Origin of the sequence: Myroides sp. LoEW2-1 (assembly GCF_009767705.1) — a bacterium.
Classification (GTDB): Bacteria; Bacteroidota; Bacteroidia; order Flavobacteriales; family Flavobacteriaceae; genus Flavobacterium; species Flavobacterium album_A.
In genome coordinates, this window is the sequence record NZ_WSPP01000034.1 from 1 (window position 1) to 285 (window position 285).

Annotated in this window: 1 protein-coding gene; it reads right to left on the reverse strand. The window is 30.5% G+C overall.

Going from position 1 to position 285, the window contains the following annotated elements; translation table 11 throughout:
• Window positions 1-18 precede the first annotated feature (18 nt).
• On the reverse strand, window positions 19-285 hold a 267-nt coding region (locus tag GOQ24_RS02915; RefSeq protein WP_160339066.1), incomplete at its 5' end, for an integrase core domain-containing protein.

Consider the following 285-nt stretch of genomic DNA (forward strand, 5'->3'; position numbering starts at 1 on the left):
TTTATAATCCTATTATAACTATACAGGTACTTGTTGTTCTTTTTTGTTGGTATAGTAATTCTTCCATCTCTTAGTTAATATCCCACTCTTAAGATGTGCTTGTTCAGGAGTTAGTCTATCACAACTATCGTGAGGTCTGATTTCATTATACAACTTTATACTTCTTCTTATTTTTTCTTTGGTTTTCTTATAACCTAAGCTTGAATAGTTTAAATCAAACTCACCTTTAATTATTCCATTTACTCGTTCTGCTACTGCATTATCCTTAGGATTTCCATTCTGAGT